Raw genomic sequence first — 23,801 nt, forward strand, 5'->3', positions numbered from 1 at the left:
TGTAATTGAGGGACGATTTGAGATAGAAAAACTCGAATTTCAGGATTACTAACGCACTATTCTCAAATTGTTATATTTCAGGTTACAATCCTATTAAATTCTAAATTTATAAGGAAGTTATAAGCAAAAAAAAGTCCCAACATAGTTGGGACTTTTATTATAAAGAGATATTTGACTATCTTCTTTTGTCTTTAATCTTAGCTTTTTTACCAGTAAGTTCTCTGAAGTAGAAAATTCTAGCTCTACGAACTGCACCTTTTTTGTTGATCTCAATTTTTTGTAATGCAGGTAAGTTCACTGGGAAAATACGCTCTACTCCAATTGCACCAGACATTTTACGAATTGTAAAAGTTTCAGTATTAGCTGAACCTCTTCTTTGAATTACAACTCCTTTAAAGAACTGAGTTCTTGTTTTTTCACCCTCTCTAATTTCATAGAAAACAGTGATAGTATCTCCAGCTGCAAAAACTGGGAAATCTTTTCTTGTTACAAACTCGTCTTGAACGAATTTCATTAAATCTGCCATGATTGTATTTTATTATGGTTTAATTTAGGTCAACATTCACGGATCTCGCCAGAGGTTAACTTAATGTGGGTGCAAAAGTAAAGAAAAATGTTTAAAGTTTAAAGTTTTTCTTGTTTAAAGTTTCGAAGTTCTTGAATCACAACTTAAAACATGAAACTCTAAACTAATTTTTAATCCTCCAGCAAATCTGGTCTTCTATTTTTAGTATGTTCATAGGCCATATCCTCGCGCCATTGGTCAATTTTGGCAAAATTCCCACTCGTTAAAACCTCAGGAACTTTCCATCCTTTGTAGTCTGCAGGTCGCGTGTAAATAGGTCCGGACAACAACCCGTCTTGAAAACTATCAGTCAAAGCCGAAGTTTCATCACTCAACACACCAGGAATCAACCGAATTAAAGCATCCGATAATACGAGAGCACCAAGTTCACCACCAGATAAAACATAGTCGCCAATAGAAATTTCTTTGGTAATAAAATGATCGCGCACACGCTGGTCTACGCCTTTGTAGTGCCCACACAAAATAATAATGTTTTCATACAAGGACATCGTGTTAGCCATTTTTTGGTTGAGCGTTTCTCCATCGGGCGACATGTAAATCACTTCGTCGTAGTTACGTTCGCTTTTTAAGTGCGTAATGCACGCATCAATAGGTTGCACGGTCATCACCATTCCAGCGCCGCCTCCATATGGATAATCGTCAACACTTTTTTGTCTGTTTGTGGTGTAATCGCGCAGGTTATGAAAATGAACTTCCACCAATCCTTTGTCAATAGCACGTTTCATAATCGAAGCTTCAAACGGGCTTCTCAACAACTCAGGCAAAACGGTAACAATATCAATGCGCATAATTTCTTTTATAAGTTATAATCCCGAGGATTCGGCAGCAAAGATACAAAGATGCTAAGGTTTTCTAATAATCAAATACCTATTTCAACCATTAAACTTTTCTTTAGGAGCTTGATCCAGCTATACGTTACAATCTTATACGCCATCCCGAGGTTTCGGGACTGGCTCATAAGGATTTTCACTGCTATCTGGGCTAGGGCGTGCGTATTTCAGGATAGTTTCCGTTTATAAAAGTTCGAAAATTATTCTTTTTTGCAAAGTGTGTTTACTGCTTTGTAACTAATTATTTATATATTTGGATATAAATACAGCATGGCTTTTGTCAGACAAAGCCACTCAATTGTGGTTTAATAGGTTTGGTATTGTCGGAACTATATGCAAGTTAGCAGTAATATTAATAAACGTTACATTAGATATGACGAAAATCGAGAAACTAAAAAATCTTATGTGCGGAATTGGATTTTGCATTTTGCTAATCCAATGTTCAGACAAGAAATCTAATCCACCAATTACTTCAGATTTAATTTATAGCAAATATAAAATTGAAGATTTTGATACGCCAGATCGTAAGAAAGAAATAAATGATTTAATAAATAGTACAGAAAGTCATGAAATGAATCCATCTTTAAAGAAGATAGAATCAGAATTTGCAATTGACACTTTTAAAATAGGATATTTTCAACGAAAGTTTCCAGTTAATAAAGTCGATCTAGAAACATCATTGAATGTACAGAAATCTACTTGCGTTATGTATGATAGTTTAAATTCCAAATACTTTCACAAGCTTGAACAAATACTGAAACACAAAGATTATGATGATTTAATAAAATCCCAGGAAATCTGGGAAAAATATAAAGCAAATGAGTTAAATATTTTTCAAAGGAAAATAAAAGAAAGATTAGACTTCGAATTTAATTTTTACAAAGAATATACTCGAATTCTAAAATCCAGATTGGAAACTTTATATTTTTACTATTACCGATTTACAGATGTAAAATCATAAAAATACTACTGCTAACAGTGTGCAAAACTCATTGCTTGGTTTTCGGTAAGTTGTAAGTTGTAAGTTTTTTTTATTTTCGTTTCTCCATATTGGAGAAAACTCGTTCGCCAAGCCGCAACAAGTTCTGCACGCGAACCGTTATACGCAATTATACCCAAAAACAATGTCAATAATAGAATGTGTTTTTTGTAAAGAACTAAAACCAAAATCTAAAGAGCATATAATTCCAATTTGGTTACAAAAAAAAATAATTGGAAATGTAAATTGGAATTATGAAGGAACACATCGTTCAAGTTTACTTATTGAGCTAAGTAAAAGAAAACATACTGGTGATAGCTTAGTTTTTGGAAAAGTCTGTAATAATTGTAACAACGGTTGGATGTCTAAACTTGAAACAGACTTCATACCATTATTTAGTAATCTGAATTATGACAACTCTTCTATCTTGAGGCTTTCCAAAATTGAAAGGTTTATTATATCTCTATGGTGCTTTAAAACTGCAATTGTTATAAATGCGGGCAGTAATTATAGAAAAATAGTGCCAAATGAACAATTCGAATTTATCTATAAGTATAAAAATCTTCCTAAAAATGTGAAAGTTGATGTTTCATTTGTAGATAATAATCATAAAATTTTTTGGCAACAAACTCAAATAATGTTTCATTTAAGAGAAAACTCAAATCAATTAAATAGGAATTATGTAATTACGACACAATTAGACAGCTTAGCTTTTAGAGTTAGTTGGCTTGAATCCGCTAAAGAAAATGATAGAGATATAAAATTCAACGAAAACGCTAAAACATTAAGAATTTGGCCGTACAAAAAAAATTCAAAGTTAAATCCAAAAAGTAAGTTTGATAATTTGGAAAGCTTTGCAAATGATATATTTAGTGATAAAAAATAACTAAGCATAACAGCCATTTGGCTAGATTTGGGTTTTAGGCTTAATTTGAAGTTGGTTTTTTATTGGACAGATTTTGCAAACCCGAATAACGAGCTTAATTTAACGCCAAACTTGCTGTAATCCCAAAACACTAGCTACAAGTGTTCAAACTGACAATAAATAAAAACAGAAAAATGACAAAAAAAGATTTAATAAAACGGTTGAAGTGGTATTATCCTATGGAAGGGTTGCACGCATTTATTACTTTCCCGTTAATTGGGATTTATTTGCTTTTTACTAATTCATTTGTTGATATACTGTTTATTTTATATGGCTTAGTGCTGTGTATTTTCATATTGTTTCAAGGGCAACATTACTGGAAGCTAAAACTGCATAGGCTTACAGGAAAGGCATTTGATCAAAACAAGAATCTATTGTTTTTTAGAAAATCAAAAAAAAACAACCTATTTATGATAGGTTTAATCCCGTTAGTATTTATTATCCAGCTTTATTTTTCCAATTGGGAAGTAAAAACAGAGAATTTGATGTTGTGGGCAATCATAGTAAACGTTTTTGGGATTCTTGAACACATTAATTATTATAATAGACAATTAATGATAGACAACACATCTGATTTAAACTATGTAATTAGAAACCGAAAACTTAAAATTGCAAGTTTGGCTAAGGACTTGTTAGAAAATAAAATTTAAAACACCACGAGCAAACAAGCTACTAGCAGTTTAGGAATCAGACTAAATGGGAAAATGGTTTTGTATTTTTAAAGTCAATATTTATCCGAAAGTCTAGGCTACCTTAATTCGCACATCTCAAAGCAGCCTAACGCAGGTAACAATCTAAAAGAAAAAAAGAAGAATGAAATTCGACAGAAATGATAAAATAGAAATTTTTGAAAATGCAATCAGTTGGATTGTAGTATTTGCCATGTTTGTTTATGGTGGGGCTAAAATAGTTCAATTTGATGGAGCTGCTGAAATTGATAAAACTGTTTCAGAAATGACTGGAATGGAATTGATGCGGGCTTTTTATGGTTACTCAAAAGCATATGCAATAACTTTAGGATTTTTTGAAATAATTGGAGGAACATTGATTTTGATAAAAAGAACCAGAATTATTGGTTGTTTGTTCATATCTACCATACTTGTAAATGTGATTTTACAGGACATATATTTCCAAGTGCATAATGGAGCTCTAAAAGCAGCGATTCTATACCAATTATTAATTTTAATAATTCTATGGTTGAATAAAGATAAAGTTATTCAAAGCATCAAGAGTTTAATCAATTTTAGTACATCTCAGCAACCAAGATTTAAATTTATAATCAAATTAGTAATTGCTTTTATTTGTTTTGTCATATTGAGAATAGCAGAATACTTTATAACAATGAAATTGTAGAGCCATTAGATAAAGGTTATTACAACGGATTTGGGCAATAGGTGAAATGGAAAAATATATTTTTTATTTGGTATGACTTGCAAATCTGAAAATGTACCTTTATTTAAATTTACAGTAATACTAAATGATTATCCGTTAGTCCATAATCGTAACAATTCATAAAAATACAATGGAAGAAGTAAGCAAAACAAAAGAATCAGTTTTTTTGATAATTATTAAATGGATTTTCTCCTTATTATTTCTAACTGCATCATTTATGGTTTTAGATGGAGATCAAATTTGGCACGTAATTTTTTGCTACTCACTAGTTGGATTGCTTTTGTTTCCGCCAATGACAGAGTTTTGGAGAAGAATTTTTCCTTTCTTAAAAAATAGATTTATAAAATTTCTTGTTCTTTTAGGAATATTTATGCTTGCCTCATTGGCTTTCAATTAAAATTTAGTCTCAAAATTGTTTCATTCAAAATAGAAATAAAAAGAAACCTATTGCTCGGTTATGTAAAATTTTATTTCTTAAATCTAAGCGTGGATTGAAAATCCGTGTTTTAAGGTGGGAGTACATATTTTGCTGGAAATTGTAAACAAATGATAAGTTTAAATAATGAAAAAGGTATTGTTAATTTTTCTGGTTACTTTGTTTTTTACATCATGTAAGAATAATAGTGAAACCAATTTTGATTCTTTAAAAATTAAAGACGTTAGTGAAATTCTTAAAACGGTAATTTTAGAAGACAGTTTAAACGTTTTAAAAAATGAAAAAGAGGCCAAAATGTTTTGCGAAGATTTAATTAAACTTGATATTTATATTCCTGAAAAAAGAAATAATAACAATCCAATTCCACCTCCACCTCCATCATTTTTTAATGTCATCTCATTAGAAACTTTATTACATTATAAAATAGAGAATGAATTGTTTTTTAATTCTAATGATTCATTGTATTTACTTCAACAAAATATAAATCCTCCAAAACTTAAAATTGAAAAAGAAGTTGTCGAAAAAATTAATTTAACAACTATTGATAAAGAAATAAATAAAAGTAAAATAGGTAAACCTTATAAATTTTATGAAATGACAATACCAATTTTTTCTTCTGACAATGAGAAAGCTTATTTAGAGCTAAATTATTATTGTGGCAGATTATGCGGCGTTGGTTTATCAATATTTCTGATTAAAATTAACGGTCAGTGGAAAATAATAAACAAACGGAGAACATGGATAAGTTAAAAGTATTAGCGATTACCCAATACAGTACATTTGGCACTTAGCTTAATCTGAAATTAGTTTTGTATTTGAGGTATTTTTATTTTTTAGTAAACAAAAAAAACAACATGATAAAGTCTATAAAAATTGTCGTTTTATTCCTGCTATTTGTTAGTCATGTTTCGTGTACACAACATCAATTACAAGGGAAAATAACAAAAGTCAATCCCAGTGATCTTAAAGCTACCACCACACACGGACCTGTAGGAATTACTAGAAATATCATTCAGGATAAAAAAGGGATGATGTGGATGGCATCTTTTCGTGGTGTTTATAAATATGACGGAACGTTTTTTACTAACATGACTAAATCCTTAACGACATCACGTTTTTATTCTATTTTAGAAGATTCAAAAGGTAATTTGTGGTTTGGTACCGTTGGTGCAGATGCGTCTGGAGTGTATCGGTATGACGGAAAATCTTTCGAAAACTTTACAACTGATCAAGGACTTCTTAACAATGAAGTAAGTAGTATTTATGAGGATAACAACGGTACTTTTTGGTTTGGCGTTTCAGGTGGGTTTAGTTTCTTTGATGGAAGCTCTTTTAAAAATTTTATTATAAACGAAAATGGAATTCATGAAGACAAAACTGGAAAAATATTTGCAAAAAGGCAATCTTTTAAGCATACGGTCAATTCCATTTTGAAAGATGATAAAGGTGTTTTATGGATTGCAACAGGGGACAAAACGTACCAATACAATCAAGAAAAAACAACTGTCATGACTCATGACCAGAAACCTTTTTATAACGTTCGTGTCCTTATGAAAGACTCAAACGGATCTATATGGCTTGGCGGTCCCCAAGGTTTATGGCGTTGCCAGAACAATGCTTTTAGTAATTTTTCTAAAACTATCGTGTCTAGCATAGTCGAAGATGAAAACGGTGCTATATGGATAGGCTCTGCAAAAAATGGAATGACACCCAAGTGGGATCTTTCTCAATTACGTTCAAATGTTGTACGTACTGAATATTTTAAAGGAGTCACAATTCCCAATTTACCAATGATTTTTGGACTCAGTGCATCAAGAGATGGGAATATTTGGTTAGCTACCTTTGAAAGCGTTTTTCGCTATGATGGTAAAACAATGAAGAGTTTCAATAAAACGAAATAATTTAAGTAACAATTGATTAAGAGATAAATACATTAGAGTGGGAGTGAAGATGTGACTTCGATATTAGAGATTATCTTCCCTCATTATATTATTCCTCCCTCAATTTTTTTGTATTTAAATTCATATGCAATCAAAGCTATTCTTTCATTACGTTTCGTTTGTAAATCAACGAATCGCCAAATTCCCTTTTTAAAATTATTTTCGTAAATTTGCGATTCAATAAAAATTAAACAACAATGGAAAACGGAATATATGCTAAATTCAACACCACAAAAGGTGCTATTTTAGTAAAACTTACACACGATTTAACACCAGGAACTGTAGGTAACTTTGTAGCTTTAGCCGAAGGAAACCTTGAAAACAAAGTAAAACCACAAGGAGTGAAGTTTTATGATGGTTTGAAATTTCATAGGGTAATTCCTGATTTTATGATTCAAGGTGGTTGTCCACAAGGAACAGGAACAGGAGATCCAGGGTACAAATTTGATGATGAATTTCACCCAAGTTTAAGACATAACCGTCCAGGAGTTTTGGCAATGGCTAATTCAGGTCCAGGTACAAATGGTTCTCAGTTTTACATCACACACGTTCCTACAGATTGGTTGGACAACAAGCACACTGTTTTTGGACACGTTGTTGAAGGTCAAGACATTGTTGATGCTGTGGCTCAAGGGGATGTATTAGAATCTTTAGAAATCATAAGAGAAGGTGAAGAGGCTAAAAACTGGAACGCAATTGAGGCTTTTATCACTTTCAAAGGTGCTAGAAACAAGCGTGACGCTGCCTTAAAAGCAGAAGCTGAAGCAGCTATGGAAAAATTAGCAGCTGGATTTGAAAAAACAGAAAGTGGATTGCGTTACCAATTCATTCAAAGAGGTGAAGGTAAAAAAGCAGAAAGCGGTAAAACAGTTTCGGTACACTATGAAGGTTCACTAGAAAACGGAAAAGTTTTTGATTCATCATACCCAAGAAAAAAACCAATCGAATTTAAATTGGGTCAAGGTCAAGTAATCGAAGGATGGGACGAAGGTATTGCACTTTTAAAAGTAGGTGACAAAGCTCGTTTTGTAATTCCATCTGATTTAGGATACGGGCCAAGAGGAGCTGGAGGAGTAATTCCACCAAATGCAACTCTTATTTTTGATGTAGAATTAATGGATGTAAAATAAGCGTTAGCTTAACTAGCATACTTCATTTATCCCATTGGCCTTAGCGGCTAATGGGATTTTTTTAGGTATAACAAAGAAAATTTACGTATTTAAAAACTGAATTAAATCAGCATTTAGCTTGTCTTTTTCTATATAAAACAATCCATGAGGTGCTCCTTCATAAATAAGAAAGGTGTTGTCAGGGATAAGTTTAGCGGCAATTTCTGAAGTTATTTCTATGGGAACGGTTTTGTCTTCATCTCCGTGAATGATAAGGGTTGGTACTGTCACGGTTTTCATCTCGTTTCGGAAATCTGTTGACGAAAATGATTTGGCACATGCCAAAGTTGCCTGTGGCGAAGCAAAAGAACATAGCATGCGATAGTAGTGCAGCAAAGCAGAACTTATGGGTTTACTGATAAAGCTTACACCAAAAAATGTTTTTCCAAAATTATCTAGAAAGCTAATGCGATCTTCCTTAATCTGGCTTGCCATAGCATCGTATTTTTCTTGTGGTACACCATTGGGATTTGAATCAGTTTGCAATTGAAATGGGGTTATAGATGCAATAAGGATTGCTTTTGAAACTCCTTTTCCGCCGTGACGGCTAAAATAGCGCACTACCTCGCCACCACCCATTGAAAAACCTACAAGAGCTGCGTCTTCCAGATTCAAATACTCAATAATAGCTTTCAAATCGTCAGCCAAAGTATCATAATCATAACCATCCCAAGGCTGTGAGGATTTACCAAAACCACGACGGTCATATGCAATTACTCTAAAGTTGTTTTTAATCAAAGCCTCCATTTGGTATTCCCACATTTCATTGGATAATGGCCAGCCATGAATTAGAATTACGGGTTTTCCTTCTCCATAATCTTTCACGTACAATTGTACATTTGGCGCTGTTTGTATGTATTGGTCAATGCCAATTGTTTCTTTTTTTCTGGCTTCGTTGTTGTTCATTTGACTCATTTCCATAATAGTTACTATTTAAAAGATGAATTTAGTATTCGTCTTTTGTAAAACTAGAACTGTTTTACAAAAAAAGTTTTACAGAATTAGTTTAAATAGTTGTAAATTTTATAGGTTTGTTATTCAGTATTTTAATAGATTAATAATTATGGAAGACCTTAACTGGAGCGAATTTGAAAGAGTAGAAATGCGTGTGGGTACCATTTTAGAAGTTCATGATTTTCCCGAAGCCCGAAAACCAGCCTATCAATTGATCATGGATTTTGGGACTGAAATAGGAATTAAAAAATCATCTGCACAAATAACTAAGCTATATCAAAAAGAAGATCTATTACACCGACAAATTGTTGCTGTTGTCAATTTTCCAAAAAAACAAATCGGGAAGTTTTTCAGCGAATGCTTAGTATTAGGATCGGTGGGAACGGAGGGAGATATTGTGTTATTATCTCCAGATTTTAAGGTTGAAAATGGATTGCGAATAGGTTAATTTATTCTTCAAATGAAGTTTGAGCCTTAGCATCAAGCGTTTCATACTTGTTATGGATTGCTAATATAATTACCCCAAATAATACTGCCGAGACTATTAGAATCGTGTTTAAAAAACCTTCGGTGCCAAAAGAAAGCTTTATCAATATCGTTGAAATGATAAAACCAGAATTGCGGATTACTTTACTAAATTTATCAGATAAGAAAAATGAAAACAGTAATAGAAGTACCTCTATTAAAATTAGTATGGTGAAAAAATCATCAAAGAAAATTTTATTAATGTCTTTCATTTTAGTTACAATTTCTGCAATCGAAAAGAAATTTTCATAAATCCAATGTCCCAAGCTGTAAATGGATAAACTTAAAAAGACAGGAATTAGAATGATAGCAAAAATGTTCTTTAATTTGATAAACGAAGCAATTGCTGTAGTTTTTTGAATTTTAGACTGGTTGATCTCATTCTCCTTACTCAATTTGTAAAAGAAAAAAAGCAATAAGAAAAGCATTATGGTAGCCAGTATGTCTAGTGTAAAATTTACATTTGGAGCAGAGTCAAACCAGTTGTCTTTAAAGTCCAGTTTAGTCAAATCTTTAAAGATGCGTCTGATAATGATAAGCGTAATGATTTCATATTGTTTACCAATGTATATAGTGGTTGATTTTGGTAAATAGTAAATTAAAAGATAGACCTCATAAATCAAAATAAACGAAAATGGCGTGTAAATTGCGGCTATAGGATTACTCAATAGCTTTGAATATTTTGGGGTATCAATCCAGCCTAGGTCAATAATGACAATGATACTAAGATGTACCAAGAAAAAAATAATGGCCATGGAAACAAAAAACTTTTCAGCTCTTTTTTTAGTTTCAACAGATAAGAGCAAGCGATACAAAAATTGAAATACAGTGTTATATTGTTTCATAATACTAAGTAAGGACTAAAAGTACTGAATTAACATTTTAAAAATATTGATTTTCAATTAATTAACCTTTGTTTAAAGTAGTTTGAACCATTTGCTTTAAAATTGCTATATTTTCTTTTTTAAACCCCATTCAGCCCAAGATCCATCATAAACAGAGCAATTGTCACTCTCAATCAAAGCATATGCTAAAACGATTATGCAAGCGGTAACTCCGGATCCACAGTAAACTATAATTGGCTTAGCGCTTGGTTTTAGAACGGTTTTAAGTTCCTCAGGTTGTAAAAAGGTATTGTTTTGAAGAACACTTGTGTAGGGAATGTTTATCGCCTTTGGAATATGTCCGCTTTGAAGTCCAGCTCTGGTCTCTTTTACGATACCATTATAACGGTTCTCAATACGGGCGTCAACTATAAGATATTTTTGGTCAATAATGTTTCTTTCAACTTGATGTTTAGTTTTTACCAGTTCTTTTTGAAAATCAACTTTAAAATCACCAAGATTATATATTTCATTTTCTGGAATGGTCTCTACAGGGTAATTGTCTTTAATCCATTGTGGCAAGCCACCGTCAAGCACAGCAATGTTTGTAAATCCCATAACTTGAAAGATCCACCAAGCTCTTGGGCTAGAGTAAATTCCTAAGTTGTCATACACTACCAGAATGCTGTTTTTTGAAATGCCAATTTTTCTTGCCTCATCTTCAAATTGACTTGGACTTGGTATGGAATTGGGTAATGGATTATTTTGATCGCTGAATGCTGTTTTTAAATCAAAAAATCGAGCGTTTGGTATTCTGAGATTTTCAAAATCAGACAGTGTTTTAGCCTGATTTTCTTTAAGACTAGCGTCTAAGATTATTAGATTGGGTAAATCAAGATTTTTGTAAAGCCATTCTACCGATACTATTGTTGAGGTCATTTTTTTTCATTTTGACAAAGAAATAAAACTTCTGGATTATAAAGTAAAAAAAAAGTCCAAAAACGGATAGTTTTTGGACTTTCTTGGTGTAAGTAAGGAACTAAAAATTAAATATCATCAAAATCTATATCTGTAAATGTTGATGTTTGTGGTAAGCTATCATCGTCTTGTTTCTCTAAAGCATATTCTTTTTTGAAATCTTTTTGGTGTCTTTCAGATATTACTTCTTCACCTTTGTGATTTAATACATAAGAAGTCATTTCGTCAAGAATTTCTGCAAAAGCAGTAAAATCCTCTTTGTACAAGTAGATTTTATGTTTTTTAAAATGAAACGATCCATCTTCTTCTGTAAATTTTTTACTCTCGGTAATGGTGATGTAGTAATCATCAGCCTTAGTAGCGCGCACATCAAAGAAATACGTTCTTCTTCCAGCTCTTAAAACTTTAGAAAATATTTCTTCTTTTTCTAACATGTCATGTTCTCTCATATTCCTTTCAGTCAATTTATCGTTGTTAAATAGCGCTCAAAAATCTATAAAAAATATGTATTATCCAACAATTAAATCATTTCTTTTTCTGAAAGTTGTTTTAAATGCAGGTCGGCATAATACCCTTCTTGATTTATCAATTGATTATGAGAACCTTGTTGAATAATTTGTCCGTTGTCTATTATAATTATGTTGTCTGCATTCTTTGCTGATGATATTCTATGGCTAACAATAATAGTTGTTTTGTCTTTGCAAATAGCATTAAGATTGTTCAAGATAGCCTCTTCGGTTTCGGTATCCACAGCAGACAAGCAATCGTCAAATAATAAAATAGGTGAATTTTTTATGATGGCTCTTGCAATAGATACGCGTTGTTTTTGTCCTCCAGAAAGTGTAATACCGCGTTCTCCAAGTACTGTTTCATATTGTTTGTTGAACCCCATGATATTGTCATGAACAACGGCACTTTTGGCGGCAGCTTGTACTTCTTGATCCGTTGCGTTTTCTTTACCAAACTTGATGTTGTTTTTAATACTGTCAGAGAATAAAAATGCATCCTGAGGAACAATACCGATGCTGTTACGAAGGTCAAATAAGTTTAATGTACTTATTTCAGCTGAATCTATGGTTACCTTACCGCCAGACACATCATACATACGAGATATTAACGATAAAATAGTTGATTTACCAGATCCCGTTTTACCTAAAATAGCCAATGTTTCCCCTTTTTTAACGGTAAATGAAATATCTTTTAAAGCTTGAATATTGGTGTCTTCATAGGTGTAACTCACGTTATGAAATGCAATACTACCTTCAATAACAGATTTGTTAGGATTGTTGTTTTTAATCTCGGGTTCTATTTTAAGAAATTCATTAAGTCTTTTTTGAGAAGCTTCTGCTTCTTGAACCATAGATGAAACCCAACCCAGTGAGGCAACTGGCCAAGTTAACATATTAACGTACAAGATGAATTCAGCAATGGTTCCAATACTTTTTATAGATCCGTTGATGTACATGAGACCACCAAAATAAATCACCACCAAGTTACTTATACCAATTAAAGCCATCATTAAGGGTCCAAATAACGATTGTACTTTGGCTAGATTTAAGCTTTTGCTTTTACTTTCCTCGGCAAGATTTACCATATTTTGTTGGTGCTGCTGCTCTAATGAGTAGGCTTTGATCACTCTAATTCCAGAGAAAATCTCTTGTGAGAAACTAGAAATTTTTGATAAATACTGTTGAAAAATAGTGCTTCGCGAATTTATTTCAGAGCTCAATTTAAAGATAGCATACGATAAAATAGGCAGCGGTAATAAGGTGTACAAAGTCAATATAGGAGACACGTTGTACATATACACAATTACTATTGCAAACCTAATTATTGTGTTTATAGTATACATCACTGCGGGTCCTACATACATACGCACTTTTGAAACGTCCTCGCTAATGCGGTTCATTAAATCTCCTGTACGGTTTTGTTTGTAAAAATTTTGAGTTAAGTTTTCGTATTGTCTGAATACTTCATTTTTTAAATCAAACTCGATGTGTCTGGACATCACAATTAGCGTTTGTCTCATCAAGAAGGTCAAAAGACCGGCTATTATTGTAGTTGCAATAATCAGTAATATATTGGATATCAATTCGTCTTTAATAGCGGACTTAGCTACTGATGTATCTTTGGCGAAAGCCTCAATTACCATAAAAGATTGACTGATCAACTTTGGGGTAAAAAGCATGAATATTTGAGCGATAATTGTAAATACGATTCCTAATAAAAAGCTGTATTTATATTTGACGAAATATTTATTTAAATAACGTAATTCTTTCATTTTTAGTGAGATATTCTGTGTTTTGTAACTTTTTTATAATGTTTAGCTAACTTTTTACAAGATTATATTGCTGATTATCAAGTGAAAGTTATTGATAAATTAATGATTTTTTCCAGAAATGTTACTGCATATTTAAATTTTATGTAGATTTGGCTAGTCTTTTTGACAAATTCATAAATGTCTCACTATTAAAACTTACACAATGAAAGCAGATTTTACAACTGGAAAAGAACTTCAAAAAATGGATCCTGTTTTTGGTCAATTATCATTTGATGATCACGAGCAAATTGTATTTTGTAATGACAAAGATACGGGTTTAAAAGCAATTATTGGTATTCATAATTCGGTAATGGGACCCGCATTAGGTGGTACAAGGATGTTTAATTATGCTAATGAGTGGGAAGCACTAAATGATGTTTTGCGTCTTTCACGCGGGATGACCTACAAAGCAGCTATAACAGGTCTAAATATAGGTGGTGGTAAAGCAGTTATTATAGGTGATGCTAAGACTCAAAAAAATCCTGCATTAATGCGTAAATTTGGAGAGTTTGTACATTCATTAAGTGGACGTTATATTACTGCAGAAGATGTGGGAATGGAAACGGCAGATATGGATATTGTAAGAGATGTAACTCCTTATGTTACTGGAATTTCTGAATCTAGAGGTGGTGCTGGAAATCCATCTCCAGTTACGGCTTACGGGGTGTATTTGGGAATGAAAGCGGCTGCTAAACAACAATTTGGTACCGATGTATTAAGTGGTAAGAAAGTATTAGTTCAAGGTATAGGACACGTTGGAGAAACATTGGTAGACTATTTAACCAAAGAAGGAGCCATTGTTACTATTGCTGATATAAATGAAGAAAAACTTGTAGAAGTAGGAGCAAAATATAATGCTGAAATTTACAGAGGTGAAGATCTTTACACTGCTGATGTAGATATTTACGCGCCATGTGCTATGGGTGCGACTTTAAATGATAGTACTATTTCAAAACTAAAAGCAAAAGTTGTTGCTGGTGCAGCAAACAACCAGCTTGCAGATGAGAACATTCATGGAGCTTTATTGCAACAAAAAGGAATTTTGTATGCTCCAGATTTCTTGATTAATGCAGGTGGAATTATTAACGTTTATGCAGAGTTAGCTCATTATGATAAAGCAGAAATCATGCGTAAAACCGAAAATATTTATAACACTACGCTAGAAATATTTGATTATGCTATTGCCAATAATTGTACAACACATCAAGCGGCACTTACTATTGCACAAAATAGAATTGATCAAAGAAAATTAGAGAACAGTAAAAAGTAGTTTTCATACTCAGCTGCCAGTATTTAGTGATGCATTATTTGATATCACTAAATACTGATTGCTGAATACTTCAAAATAAGCGATTATATATTTTATTTTAAAAAATGAAATCCTTATTTTTGCACCCTAATAAATTTAAAGTTCTTACAAGGTGGTAAATAGAAGACACATACGCGTAAAGGTCATGCAATCCATTTATGCAATGCATCAAAGCGGTTCAGATAGTTTGGAAAAAGAGGAAAAATTCCTTTATTATAGTATAGATAGTATCCAAGATTTGTACCTTATAATGCTCTCTTCATTGATTGAAATTTGTAAGACTGAAACTGTTTATTTGCATAAATCAAGCTTAAAACATTTAGCTACTCCAGAAGAACGTAATCCAAACGAAAAATTTATTAAAAATAAAATTTTTCAAATCCTCTCTGATAATAATTCATTAAGCATAGCACTTGAGGATCGTAAAATTAACAATTGGTCATTAAATGATGATTATATTGTTTTGCTACTTAACGAAATTAAAGCTAGTAAGCTATATCTGGATTACATGCAAAGTGGTATAAACACATTTGAAGAAGATCGACAATTTATTGTGGACTTATTCATGCAAGTGATCGTTCCAAATGAAAAACTGTATGATTACCTTGAAGATGATAAATTAACTTGGGTTGATGATATTCCACTGGTTAACACGCATATCATTAAGCAATTAAAAGCAATCAAGGCTGGTGAAGATGACAATTTTAGAGTTCCAAAATTGTACAAGGATAATGAAGATAGAGATTATGTAAAAGAGTTGTTTCGTAAAACAGTTTTGAACGAAAAAGATCTTGCAAAAGAATATCTTGACAAAACACCTAATTGGGACAGTGAAAGAATAGCAGAAATTGATACCATTATTTTGAAAATGGCAATTTGTGAGTTTCTAAAATTTCCATCTATTCCTGTAAAAGTAACATTGAATGAATATCTTGAAATTGCCAAAGAATATTCTACCCCAAAAAGTAGTATATTTATCAATGGTATTCTAGATAACCTAGTAAAAGAATTGAATACAAATAATAGAATTATCAAAGCCGGTCGCGGTTTGATGTAATAAAAAAAATAAAAAAAAACATGGAACAATTACAGCAGTTTGCCCCTTTCATTTTAATGTTTGTTGTTATCTATTTCTTTATGATTAGACCACAACAAAAAAGAGCTAAAAATGAGAAGACATTTGAAAGCAGCTTAAAAGTGGGAGATAAAATCATTACCAAAAGTGGATTGCACGGAAAAGTTGCTGAACTAGCAGAAACTACAGTGGTAATTGAGACTATGTCTGGTAAATTAAAAATGGAGCGTTCAGCAATTTCAATGGAAATGAGCGCAGCGTTAGTGAAAAAATAGTAGTAAACAACACAAATAAAAAGTCCCAAATTAGATTTTAATTTGGGACTTTTTTATTTTCACAAGGAGCATTTATTTTTTATTCTTTTTATTCTTTTTTGCTTTTTTTGATTTAGCTTTAGCTTTTTTTGCTTTCAGTTTTGCTTTTACTTTAGCTTTTTTGGCTTTGTCTTTTTTAGTTTTCTTTGCTTTTTTAGCTTTGGCTTTAGCTTTTTCTTTGGCATTCGCCTTTGCTACTTTTTTCTTTTCTTTATCTTTCATTTTTACTTTGTTTTTATTCTTTTCTTTTTTGTCTTTCTTTTCCTTTTTATCCTTGTCATTCAATACTTCCTCAACTGAAGAAGTGATAACTTCTTCTTCTGATGCTGGTGTTTCAATATCAGTAGTTTCAGTATCAAGTGATGGGTTTTCTGTTGTGTCTTCAGTCTCTACAGAAGTAGCTGTTTTTTTTGCTGCAGGAGCGCGTCTTGCTCTAACGGGTTTAGTAGTCTCAGGTGTAGATTCTGGTGTGAGGTTTGTTTCCTCTTCGTGTGATGTCATAAAAAAAGTAGTTTATAGTTGTTTGATGTTATAATAAATCACAATATTAATAAATTGTTATTTTTACGTTAGTAAATGTAGTGATTTTATTCATTGCTCAATGTTAAGCTTTTGTTTTAGGAGTTTTTTTTTACAAGCATATGTTTGCAGATCACAATTCATTCTGTTGTTGATTTATATTCAAAAAAAAAGTCTCCTATCAGAGATGGAGACTTTTGAATTATGAAATAAATGTTTCGTTATAGTTTTGTTGTCAATTCGGCTATTTTAACAATTACGTCAACAGCTTTTTGCATACTTTCTACTGGTACATATTCGTATTTCCCATGAAAATTATGACCTCCAGCAAAAATATTAGGACATGGAAGTCCTTTGTATGAAAGTTGTGATCCATCAGTTCCACCTCGAATAGGTTTGATCAATGGTTTTATATTCAATTCTCTCATTGCTTGCTCGGCAATATCAACAATGTATTTTACGGGCAATACTTTTTCTTTCATATTGTAATACTGATCTTTTATTTCTGTAATTACAATATCCTCTCCAAATTGCCTAGCGTATTTTTTATTGATTTTAGCGGTTATTTTTTCAATGAGTTCTTTTCTTTTCTCAAATTTTTTCTTGTTATGATCTCTGATTATCAATTCTAAAACTGTTTCTTCGATATTTCCAGAAAGGTGGTGAACATGAAAAAAACCTTCATAGCCTTTTGTTTGCTCAGGAGTTTCATCAGATGGTAATTGATTGATAAAATCATTGGCAATTAGCATGGAGTTGATCATTTTTCCTTTGGCATATCCAGGATGAACACTTTTTCCTTTGAAAGTTATTTTGGCTCCAGCCGCATTAAAATTCTCATATTCGAGTTCGCCTACTTGGCTTCCGTCCATAGTGTATGCCCATGCTGCTCCAAATTCTTCAACGTCAAAATGATGAGCACCACGACCTATTTCTTCATCTGGTGTAAAACCAACTCTGATTTTCCCGTGTTTGATTTCAGGATTGTTGATTAAGAATTCCATTGCCGTTACAATTTCAGTGATTCCGGCTTTGTCATCGGCTCCTAATAAAGTGGTTCCATCGGTTGTTATTAAGGTTTGCCCTTTATATTGTAATAGGTCTTTAAAATAATCTGGGGATAAAATGATGTTTTTTTCAGCGTTTAACACAATGTCTTTACCATCATAATTGGGAACTATTTGCGGTTTTACATTGGCACCACAAAAATCTGGTGAGGTATCAAAGTGTGATATAAAACCTATTGTAGGTACTTCATGATCTACATTGCTAGGTAACGTGGCCATGATATATGCTTTGTCATCAATAGTCACATCTTGCATTCCAATATTTTTTAGCTCTTCAACCAGTTTGTTTGCTAAGTCCCATTGTTTTGGAGTGCTTGGCGTGGTTGGTGAGTTGGCATCAGATTCTGTATCAATTATAACATAACTGATGAAGCGGTCAATGATATGTTGCATGGTTTAATTTGTTTTATGCAAATATAATTTTTTCCACATGGATTTTGATTCTCATTAAGAACATTTTTTGATTTTTATTTGAGCATTATAGCTTTAGCAATATTACTTTGTCACAAAAAAAAACCACTCGAAAGTGGTTTTACGTTTAATCTCTTACTTTACTCAATTTTTTTTCTGCTTTTGCAACATCTTCTTTTAAATTGTTGATTTTGATTTGTTGCTTGCTAATTTTAATATTTTCTTTTTCTATTTGAGTAGGATCTAGTTTTCGATTGTCTTTTTTCTTTTCGAATTTTTCCATGTTATCTAGCAATTTTTTCTCGGTAGTAGCGAGCTTTTCTTTGCTTTTTTGAACCGACTTTTCAGCAGCAAGTATCCTACTTTGTTTTAAAGCAAAATCCCTTTGTTCTTTATCTGCTTTGTGTTTTTCTTTTTCTGTTTCTTCGGCTTGGTTAAGTGCTTTTTTATCATTTTTCAGTCTTTCTTTGAGCATTTTTTCTTCGGCTTTTAAAGCTTTATTTGCTGCTTGAGTAGCTTTTTTTATGCTGTCATTTTTAGTAACTTCTACAGAGGATTTAGAGTTTGGTAATTGCGTGTCTTTTTTGACATCTTGCGCAAAGAATACTTGAACAGTGCAAAGCAATATTGCTGTTGTTATTATTTTAATTTTCATAGATTTTAATTTAAGTTGTTATTCATCCATTTGTTAGGAATATTTTCAATTTGCTAAAATTATGTCATTTTAAGTAAATAACAAGTTAAATAAGACTAAAAGTTAACAAATAGAGCTTTTATTTTATGTTTTTGTTGAGAAATAAGTTTGTCGTTTTATCTTTTCAAGACTTTTATTTTGTTTTATATTACCAATGATTCAAGTAACATCGTTATATTTTTTTTCTAAAAATTTATTTATCGCTGGGATAGTTCTATTTTTGCATGACACAACAACACAATCATGTATAAATTGCTTTTACGCCCTATTCTTTTTTGGTTTGATCCGGAAGAGGTTCATTATTTTACTTTTTCTTGCATTCGTTTTTTATCTAAAGTACCGGGTTTTCCTTTTTTGTTTAGGTCACTTTATCTAGTAGACGATCCAAAATTAGAAACAGAAGTTTTTGGATTAAAATTTAAAAATCCCGTGGGACTTGCTGCAGGCTTTGATAAAGACGCTAAGTTGTATAAAGAACTCTCTAATTTTGGTTTTGGTTTTATCGAAATTGGAACACTAACTCCTAAAGGGCAAGAGGGAAATCCTAAAAAAAGATTATTCCGTTTAAAAGAGGATAGTGCTATTATCAATCGTATGGGTTTTAATAATGGAGGTGTTCATGATGCCGTTAATCGATTGAAAAGTAATGATAAGGTTTTAATTGGCGGAAATATTGGTAAAAATAAAATTACATCAAATGAAGATGCTGCGCTCGATTATGAATTATGTTTTGATGCTTTGTATGATTATGTAGATTATTTTGTTGTCAATGTAAGTTCGCCTAATACTCCTAATTTAAGAGCGCTTCAGGATAAAGAACCGTTAACACTGTTGTTGCAAACCTTACAGAACAAGAATTTGGCTAAGCCAAAGCAAAAACCAATTTTACTTAAAATTGCTCCAGATTTAACTGATGATCAATTGCTTGACATTATAGATATTATAAGTGTAACTTGTATTGCGGGAGTAATAGCAACAAATACCACTATTTCTCGCGAAGGTTTACAATCTGAGAATCGTGGTGAAATGGGTGGGCTTTCAGGTAAACCACTTTCAAAACGCTCTACCGAAGTTATTCGTTTCCTTTCAGAAAAAAGTAATAAAGCTTTTCCAATAATAGGTGTAGGGGGTATTCACTCCGCTGCCGATGCTCTTGAAAAACTAGATGCAGGTGCTAGTTTGATTCAGTTATACACGGGTTTTATTTATGAAGGACCAGCATTGGTAAAAGCAATTAACAAGGCCTTGCTAAAAAGAAAGTCAAAATCCTAACGAAAAAAAAAGCCCACAAGCGTAGCTTTTTTTGTATTTGTCATTTAAGAAAAATGTGATTGATTACTGCTAATTTTCGGAATTTTTAAATTTTGCGTTAAACAGAAAAAACGATTTCGTAAAAACAATTACTTTAGTATCTTTGACTTTATATGGAGCCAATAAAAATTATAGAATGCCCGCGCGATGCCATGCAAGGCATAAAACCATTTATTCCCACAGCCAGAAAGGTAGCTTATATTCAATCTTTATTAAGAGTGGGGTTTGACAGTATTGATTTTGGAAGCTTTGTTTCTCCAAAAGCAATTCCACAAATGCAGGATACAGCCCAAGTATTAGAACAACTTGATTTGTCACAAACAAAAAGTAAATTACTGGCAATAATTGCCAATACTCAGGGAGCGTCTCAGGCTGCTACCCATGAGGCAATACAGTATCTAGGTTTTCCTTTTTCTATTTCCGAAAATTTTCAGATGCGGAATACACACAAAACCATTGCTGAATCTCTAGTGACTTTACAAGAAATTCTTGAAATTGCTGATAAATCAAATAAAGAGGTAGTTGCTTATTTATCAATGGGTTTTGGGAATCCATACGGTGATCCATGGGATGTGAATATTGTGGGTGAATGGACTCAAAAATTAGCCGCAATGGGAGTTAAAATTTTATCCCTTTCAGACACAGTAGGAAGTTCAAACCCAGATGTTATATCGTATTTATTTTCAAATTTAATTCCGCAATATCCTACTATTGAGTTCGGAGCTCATTTGCATACTACTCCTGATAAATGGTTTGAAAAAATTGATGCTGCTTATCTTGCGGGTTGCAGGCGATTTGATGGTGCTATACAAGGATTTGGAGGTTGTCCTATGGCAACCGATAATCTAACAGGAAACATGCCTACAGAAAAATTACTCTCTTATTTTACAGCAAAAAAAGAATATGCAGGCATGAGTCCCATGAGTTTTGAAAGTGCCTACAATGAGGCATCAAAATTATTTGGAGAATTTCATTAAAAAAGCAATTGTATGGTTGTTTGTTGAAACTACATACTAGAGTTAATTTAATTTCGTTTTTTTAATAAAAAGTATGTATTTTTATAACAATCAAATTACTAATTCCAAATGAAAAGATCGCTCATTACATTCGTTTATAGTTGCATCTCTATCGTATTTCTTTTTACTTCATGTGCTAGTGATGTTGATTTTGATCAAGTGAACACTTTGAAATTAGAGCCTGTTTTTATAGCTAATTTAGCTTATTTTGAAGTTCCTGCTCCAGATTTTGTAGACAATGGTCAAGAGCAAAGCTTAGTTTTTGATGTACCTGCAGTGGATGTTTTTTCAGATAAATTTTTTAGAGATAATCTTAAGAAAGCTTCTATTTTTACCGAAATGGAAAACACCATTAATAGGGCTTATGAAGTAGAACTTCTATTTTTAGATAAAGACAATACTACAGTTTATTCGGCCAATCTTAATGTGCCAGCATATTCAGGAACAGTAAACAAAGTAAATAGAACGGATGATTTTGAGAATGTCCAACTTGATTTACTTAAAAGAACAACCAAAATTGCTTTCATATTACGCATGTCACCGGGTCAACCATTGACCGAAACTAGTTCAGGGAAATTAATATTACGTTCAGGTGTAACGGCTTATCTTGTTGTAGAATGAAAAAAATAATTCACATTTTAACATTGCTCGTTGCATTTTGTAGTTGGTCTCAAAACAAGCAAATCTTGTACAATTTCACGGCAGTTCCACAATCATTGATGACAAATCCTGGCGCTGATTTTAAGTACAAATGGTATGCTGGAGTCCCATTATTGTCTGGTGTTTCTGCTAATGTAGGTTCAAGCGGTTTTAGTACCTACGATCTATTTGCAAACGATGGTGTTGATTTTAACACTAAGTTGCGTAATGTGGTGATGAAGACAAACAGAAATGATAAATTGGCGATAAACCAGCAAATGGAAATTTTTAATGGCGGGTTTAGAATTCCGGGTGCTGACCGTGATGCTTCCAACGCGTATGTCTCATTTGGGATGTATCAAGAATTTGATATGATGAGTTACATGCCTAAGGATTTAGCCATTCTTGCAATTGATGGCAATAGTAATTACTTAGGGAAAATTTTTGACTTAGGAGATTTAAGTATGAAGGCTGAGTTATTGTCAGTATGGCACATTGGAGTACATAAAAATATTAGCAAAAACTTTATTGTGGGTGTTCGTGGAAAGATTTACTCCAGTATTTATAATGCTAATTCTACAAAAAACTCAGGTTATATTTATACAGGACCATCAAATATAGGTGTTTACGATCAAAGTATTTATTCGAATATGCAACTCAATACTTCAGGACTGGCAAAGTATGATGATGAAAATAATGAATCGGATGTAGTTAAGGACATTACAAAAGGAGCTCTTTTAGGTGGTAATTTAGGTTTAGGTTTTGATGCAGGTTTTACCTATTATCCTTTACAAAACATACAAATAACAGGAAGTATTCTTGATGTAGGATTTATAAACCACACTAAGGATGTTGAAAGTTATACCTTAAAGGGAAGGTACAACTATCGAGGTATTGTGCCTAGTTTTAGTTCAGGAGCTTCTGCAGAAAATATTTACAAAGAATTTCAAGAAGCCATTCCATTAGATACTATAAATTCAAAATACACAACATGGCGTCCTATTAAATTGAATTCTTCTTTCCAATATTCTTTTGATGAGGATAGTGAGGACGATTGTAATTGTAAAGGTAATGGAAGCGAAGCAGTTTATAAAAGTGCAGTAGGAGCGCAATTATTTGTGATGTCTACTCCTAGAATGCCTATGTTTGCTTTTACAACTTATTTTTCGAGAAAAATCCTAAAAGGGTTACAGGCTAAGGCTACCTATACATTAGATACCTATTCTAGTAAAAATATAGGTTTGGGTTTGTCAACTACTTCAGGGCCTATAAATTTCTATCTAATGGCTGATAATTTGTTAGAATATAAGGATCTAACAAAAGCGAACAGCCTTTCTTTTCAGTTAGGATTCAATGTGATTGTAAAATAATTTTTAAACAATTGAAACAATTATTTCAAGAGAGTTTATAAATAGTACCAAGTTGTAATTTTTTTAAATTTTAAAAAGCCCGTTTTTCTAAACGATTAAGATTGAGGTATTAAAATCAAGTATTCTTTTTAATAGAAATTGTTATTGAAGTAGTTTACTTTATTGATTTATCATTGTTATGTTCTTTTTCTGTGAAAAAAAATGTATATTTGCACGCA

General features: G+C 32.2%; 26 protein-coding genes. 16 read left to right on the forward strand and 10 right to left on the reverse strand.

Going from position 1 to position 23,801, the window contains the following annotated elements; translation table 11 throughout:
- Positions 1-175 precede the first annotated feature (175 nt).
- Entirely contained in the window at positions 176-526 is a 351-nt protein-coding gene (gene rplS, locus IQ05_RS14210; RefSeq protein ID WP_086453886.1) for a 50S ribosomal protein L19, read from the reverse strand.
- A 170-nt stretch (positions 527-696) separates the two neighbouring features.
- Positions 697-1,374: a tRNA (guanosine(37)-N1)-methyltransferase TrmD gene (trmD, locus tag IQ05_RS14215; protein ID WP_144894046.1), complete on the reverse strand. Its 678-nt coding sequence runs from the start codon at positions 1,372-1,374 to the stop codon at positions 697-699.
- Between the two features lie 319 nt (positions 1,375-1,693).
- Between trmD and IQ05_RS14220 the strand changes: the two genes are divergently transcribed.
- The 8 genes from IQ05_RS14220 to IQ05_RS14255 all read left to right on the forward strand — a co-directional run bounded on the left by IQ05_RS14220 (position 1,694) and on the right by IQ05_RS14255 (position 8,218).
- The gene (locus tag IQ05_RS14220; RefSeq protein ID WP_208653373.1) at positions 1,694-2,377 is read left to right on the forward strand and encodes a hypothetical protein; all 684 of its coding nucleotides are present in this window, start codon (positions 1,694-1,696) and stop codon (positions 2,375-2,377) included.
- 163 nt (positions 2,378-2,540) lie between these two features.
- A complete protein-coding gene (locus IQ05_RS14225; protein WP_144894050.1) occupies positions 2,541-3,281 on the forward strand; it encodes a hypothetical protein in 741 nt (246 codons plus the stop codon).
- A 173-nt stretch (positions 3,282-3,454) separates the two neighbouring features.
- On the forward strand, positions 3,455-3,970 hold the full coding sequence (locus IQ05_RS14230) for a hypothetical protein (protein ID WP_144894052.1): 516 nt from the start codon (positions 3,455-3,457) through the stop codon (positions 3,968-3,970).
- Positions 3,971-4,133: 163 nt separating this feature from the next.
- Positions 4,134-4,673, forward strand: a complete 540-nt coding sequence (locus IQ05_RS14235; protein ID WP_144894054.1) for a hypothetical protein — start codon at positions 4,134-4,136, stop codon at positions 4,671-4,673.
- A 169-nt stretch (positions 4,674-4,842) separates the two neighbouring features.
- Complete coding sequence (locus IQ05_RS14240; RefSeq protein ID WP_144894056.1) at positions 4,843-5,109, forward strand: hypothetical protein; 267 nt, start codon at positions 4,843-4,845, stop codon at positions 5,107-5,109.
- A gap of 165 nt (positions 5,110-5,274) precedes the next feature.
- Positions 5,275-5,898: a hypothetical protein gene (locus IQ05_RS14245; protein WP_144894058.1), complete on the forward strand. Its 624-nt coding sequence runs from the start codon at positions 5,275-5,277 to the stop codon at positions 5,896-5,898.
- A 104-nt stretch (positions 5,899-6,002) separates the two neighbouring features.
- A complete protein-coding gene (locus tag IQ05_RS14250; RefSeq protein ID WP_144894060.1) occupies positions 6,003-7,049 on the forward strand; it encodes a ligand-binding sensor domain-containing protein in 1,047 nt (348 codons plus the stop codon).
- Positions 7,050-7,285: 236 nt separating this feature from the next.
- Positions 7,286-8,218, forward strand: coding sequence for a peptidylprolyl isomerase (locus IQ05_RS14255; protein ID WP_144894062.1), 933 nt, complete (start codon positions 7,286-7,288; stop codon positions 8,216-8,218).
- Positions 8,219-8,299: 81 nt separating this feature from the next.
- Here the strand turns inward: IQ05_RS14255 and IQ05_RS14260 are convergent, their stop codons facing one another.
- Positions 8,300-9,178 carry an alpha/beta fold hydrolase gene (locus IQ05_RS14260; protein ID WP_144894064.1) on the reverse strand — a complete coding sequence of 293 codons (879 nt, stop codon included), beginning with the start codon at positions 9,176-9,178 and terminating at the stop codon, positions 8,300-8,302.
- A gap of 142 nt (positions 9,179-9,320) precedes the next feature.
- On the opposite strand from IQ05_RS14260, the gene IQ05_RS14265 reads away from it, so the two are divergent.
- Complete coding sequence (locus IQ05_RS14265) at positions 9,321-9,659, forward strand: tRNA-binding protein (protein ID WP_144894066.1); 339 nt, start codon at positions 9,321-9,323, stop codon at positions 9,657-9,659.
- Position 9,660: 1 nt separating this feature from the next.
- On the opposite strand, the gene IQ05_RS14270 is transcribed toward IQ05_RS14265, so the two are convergent.
- The 4 genes from IQ05_RS14270 to IQ05_RS14285 all read right to left on the reverse strand — a co-directional run bounded on the left by IQ05_RS14270 (position 9,661) and on the right by IQ05_RS14285 (position 13,819).
- Positions 9,661-10,581 (reverse strand): hypothetical protein, encoded by a 921-nt coding sequence (locus IQ05_RS14270; RefSeq protein ID WP_144894068.1) that lies wholly within the window; start codon positions 10,579-10,581, stop codon positions 9,661-9,663.
- 105 nt (positions 10,582-10,686) lie between these two features.
- Positions 10,687-11,499 (reverse strand): sulfurtransferase, encoded by an 813-nt coding sequence (locus tag IQ05_RS14275; RefSeq protein ID WP_144894070.1) that lies wholly within the window; start codon positions 11,497-11,499, stop codon positions 10,687-10,689.
- Between the two features lie 107 nt (positions 11,500-11,606).
- Entirely contained in the window at positions 11,607-11,987 is a 381-nt protein-coding gene (locus IQ05_RS14280; protein ID WP_144894139.1) for a PUR family DNA/RNA-binding protein, read from the reverse strand.
- A 71-nt stretch (positions 11,988-12,058) separates the two neighbouring features.
- A complete protein-coding gene (locus tag IQ05_RS14285) occupies positions 12,059-13,819 on the reverse strand; it encodes an ABC transporter ATP-binding protein (protein WP_144894073.1) in 1,761 nt (586 codons plus the stop codon).
- A gap of 202 nt (positions 13,820-14,021) precedes the next feature.
- Between IQ05_RS14285 and IQ05_RS14290 the strand changes: the two genes are divergently transcribed.
- The 3 genes from IQ05_RS14290 (at position 14,022) to yajC (ending at position 16,517) form a co-directional block, all read left to right on the forward strand.
- Positions 14,022-15,128: a Glu/Leu/Phe/Val family dehydrogenase gene (locus IQ05_RS14290; RefSeq protein WP_144894075.1), complete on the forward strand. Its 1,107-nt coding sequence runs from the start codon at positions 14,022-14,024 to the stop codon at positions 15,126-15,128.
- Positions 15,129-15,312: 184 nt separating this feature from the next.
- Positions 15,313-16,224, forward strand: a complete 912-nt coding sequence (gene nusB, locus IQ05_RS14295) for a transcription antitermination factor NusB (protein ID WP_144894078.1) — start codon at positions 15,313-15,315, stop codon at positions 16,222-16,224.
- 20 nt (positions 16,225-16,244) lie between these two features.
- Positions 16,245-16,517: a preprotein translocase subunit YajC gene (gene yajC, locus IQ05_RS14300; protein ID WP_144894080.1), complete on the forward strand. Its 273-nt coding sequence runs from the start codon at positions 16,245-16,247 to the stop codon at positions 16,515-16,517.
- Between the two features lie 72 nt (positions 16,518-16,589).
- Here the strand turns inward: yajC and IQ05_RS14305 are convergent, their stop codons facing one another.
- The 3 genes from IQ05_RS14305 to IQ05_RS14315 all read right to left on the reverse strand — a co-directional run bounded on the left by IQ05_RS14305 (position 16,590) and on the right by IQ05_RS14315 (position 19,208).
- On the reverse strand, positions 16,590-17,057 hold the full coding sequence (locus IQ05_RS14305; RefSeq protein ID WP_144894082.1) for a hypothetical protein: 468 nt from the start codon (positions 17,055-17,057) through the stop codon (positions 16,590-16,592).
- Between the two features lie 239 nt (positions 17,058-17,296).
- Entirely contained in the window at positions 17,297-18,535 is a 1,239-nt protein-coding gene (gene pepT / locus IQ05_RS14310; protein ID WP_144894083.1) for a peptidase T, read from the reverse strand.
- Between the two features lie 145 nt (positions 18,536-18,680).
- Positions 18,681-19,208, reverse strand: coding sequence for a hypothetical protein (locus tag IQ05_RS14315; protein WP_144894085.1), 528 nt, complete (start codon positions 19,206-19,208; stop codon positions 18,681-18,683).
- A gap of 282 nt (positions 19,209-19,490) precedes the next feature.
- Between IQ05_RS14315 and IQ05_RS14320 the strand changes: the two genes are divergently transcribed.
- The 4 genes from IQ05_RS14320 to IQ05_RS14335 all read left to right on the forward strand — a co-directional run bounded on the left by IQ05_RS14320 (position 19,491) and on the right by IQ05_RS14335 (position 23,583).
- Positions 19,491-20,519: a quinone-dependent dihydroorotate dehydrogenase gene (locus IQ05_RS14320; RefSeq protein WP_144894087.1), complete on the forward strand. Its 1,029-nt coding sequence runs from the start codon at positions 19,491-19,493 to the stop codon at positions 20,517-20,519.
- A 152-nt stretch (positions 20,520-20,671) separates the two neighbouring features.
- On the forward strand, positions 20,672-21,535 hold the full coding sequence (locus IQ05_RS14325) for a hydroxymethylglutaryl-CoA lyase (protein WP_144894089.1): 864 nt from the start codon (positions 20,672-20,674) through the stop codon (positions 21,533-21,535).
- A 108-nt stretch (positions 21,536-21,643) separates the two neighbouring features.
- A complete protein-coding gene (locus tag IQ05_RS14330; protein ID WP_144894091.1) occupies positions 21,644-22,195 on the forward strand; it encodes a hypothetical protein in 552 nt (183 codons plus the stop codon).
- The gene (locus IQ05_RS14335; protein ID WP_144894093.1) at positions 22,192-23,583 is read left to right on the forward strand and encodes a DUF5723 family protein; all 1,392 of its coding nucleotides are present in this window, start codon (positions 22,192-22,194) and stop codon (positions 23,581-23,583) included. Before IQ05_RS14330 ends, IQ05_RS14335 begins: the two co-directional genes overlap by 4 nt.
- The last annotated feature ends 218 nt before the right edge of the window (positions 23,584-23,801 follow it).

Source organism: Flavobacterium tiangeerense (genome assembly GCF_007830355.1).
In the GTDB taxonomy this organism is placed as follows: domain Bacteria; phylum Bacteroidota; class Bacteroidia; order Flavobacteriales; family Flavobacteriaceae; genus Flavobacterium; species Flavobacterium tiangeerense.